The organism is Streptomyces sp. NRRL S-495 (assembly GCF_000966955.1).
Lineage (GTDB): Bacteria > Actinomycetota > Actinomycetes > Streptomycetales > Streptomycetaceae > Kitasatospora > Kitasatospora purpeofusca.
On record NZ_JZWY01000477.1, the window covers coordinates 1 to 2,445 of the forward strand.

1 protein-coding gene is annotated in these 2,445 nt (G+C 72.4%); it reads left to right on the plus strand.

What is annotated here, in order from left to right; translation table 11 throughout:
• Positions 1-2,445, plus strand: a 2,445-nt coding sequence (locus VR45_RS24020; RefSeq protein WP_045941903.1) for an MFS transporter, incomplete at both ends; no start/stop codon positions are given.

The following is a 2,445-nucleotide window of genomic DNA, read 5'->3' on the forward strand; positions in this document are numbered from 1 at the left end:
TCGAGATCGGCGAGGTCGAGGCCGAGCTGACCGCCCGCCCCGAGGTCCGCGAGGCCGTGGTGGTCACCCGGGGCGAGGGCGCCACCGGCTCCCTGGTCGGCTACCTGGTGCCCGCCGACCCGGCCGCCGCGCCCGACCCGGGCGAACTGCGCGCCGCGCTGCGCACCCGGCTGCCCGACTACATGGTCCCGGCCGCCCTGGTCGTCCTGGACGCCCTGCCGCTGAACGCCAACGGCAAGGTCGACCGGGCCGCCCTGCCCGAGCCGGCCGCCGTCCAGCCCGCCGCCGGCGGCGGCGAGCTCACCACGGAGACCGAGCACGCCGTGGCCGCCGCCTACCTGAAGGTCCTGGCGACCGAGGAGATCGGCGCCGCCGACGACTTCTTCGCGCTCGGCGGCGACTCCTTCTCCGCCGTGCACGCCGTCCGGCTGATCGGCAACGGCCTGTCGGTCATCGACCTGTTCCAGCACCCCACCGTCCGCGAACTCGCCGCGCTGATCGACGCCCGGGCCGGCGGCACCGCCGACGAGGGGCCGCGCACCCTGCTGCACAAGCTCACCCGGGGCAACGCGCCGGCCCGGATGAACGTCGTCTGCGTGCCCTACGGCGGCGGCAGCCCGATCACCTTCCAGCCGCTCGCCGACGCGCTGCCGGTCGGCCACCGGCTCTACGCCGTCGAGCTGCCCGGCCACGACCCGAGCCGCCCCGACGACGAACTCGCCGAACTCGACACCCTCGCCGACACCCTGACCGCCCAGGTGCTGGAGCAGGTCGACGGCCCGGTGCTGCTCTACGGCCACTGCCTGGGCGGGGCGCTCGCCACCGCCCTCGGCTCCCGGCTGGAGGCGGCCGGCGTCGACCTGCGCGGACTCGCCCTCGGCGGCACCTTCCCGGCCGCCCGGCTGCCCGGCCGCTTCGCCGAGTGGATGGCCCGGCGGATGCCCGGCGACCGGGCGCTGTCCAACCGCGGCTACCTGGAGTTCCTGCGCGCGATGGGCGGCTTCACCGACGTCTACGACCAGGCCGAGCAGGACTTCCTGGTCCGGGCGCTGCGCCACGACGTCCGGCAGGCCGAGGAGTTCTACACCCGCGCCTACGGGGACGAGCGGCCGGAGAAGATCGACGCCCCGATCCTCTGCGTGGTCGGCGAGAAGGACCGCGCCACCCTGCTCTACCAGGAGCGGTACACCGAGTGGGAGCACTTCGGCGACACCGTGGACCTCGCGGTCGTCCCGCGCGCCGGGCACTACTTCCTCAAGCACCAGGCCGGTGAACTGGCCCGGGTACTGGCCGGGTTCGCCGCCACCGGCGAGGTGGCCGACCAGGTCGCCGAGAAGCGCCCGGCCGCCAGGGCCGAACTGGGCACCTTCGCCAAGGTCGCGATCGGCCAGTTCGTCTCGATGATCGGCACCAGCCTCTCCACCTTCGCCCTCGGCGTCTGGGTCTACCAGCAGACCGGCTCGGCCTTCGACTTCGCGATGATCTCGTTCATCGCGGTGCTGCCGGCCGTGCTGCTGCTGCCGATCGCCGGCGCGATAGCCGACCGGGTCGACCGGCGCAAGATCATGATCGTCACGGACACCGTGGCCGCCGCCGGCATGCTCGGCCTCGGCGTACTGCTCTGGACCGACCTCCTGGAGGTCTGGCACATCTACATCGTGGCCTGCCTGGGCTCCACCTGCGCGGCCTTCCAACGGCCCGCCTACCTCGCCGCGATCACCCAACTGGTGCCCAAGCGCTACCTCGGCCAGGCCAACGGTCTCGCCCAACTCGGCACCGGCGCCGGCGACATGATGGCCATCCTGGCCGGCGGCGTGCTGGTCTCCCTGGTCGGCCTGCACGGCGTCGTGCTGTTCGACATGGCGACCTTCCTCACCGGGGTCACCTGCCTGCTGCTGGTCCGCTTCCCGAACGCGATGTTCGACAAGCAGGAGGAGCCGCTCTGGCGGGAGGTCGTCACCGGCTGGCGGTACATCGCGCGCCGGCACAGCCTGGTCGCCATGGTGGTCTTCTTCGTGGTGTTCAACTACCTGTTCGCCGTCGCCACCGTGCTGGTCACCCCGATGGTGCTGGCCAACGGCACGCCCTTCCAGCTCAGCGTCATCACCGCCCTCGGCGGCCTCGGCGCGATGGTCGGCGCCCTGGTCATGGGGCTCTGGGGCGGGACCCGCCGCCGCTCCGTCGGCATGATCGGCTTCACCTCGGTGGTCGGCCTCGCCGCCGTCCTCACCGGCAGCCGCCCCGAGACCGCCTTCACCGCCTGCGGGCTCTTCCTGCTCTGGGGATCGATGATGATCCTCAACTCGCACTGGATGTCGCTGATCCAGACCAAGGTCGGGATGGAGCTCCAGGGCCGGGTCCTGGCCACCAACCAGATGCTCGCCATGTCGATGATGCCGCTCGGCTTCCTCACCGCCGGCCCGCTCTCCGATCACCTCTTCGAGC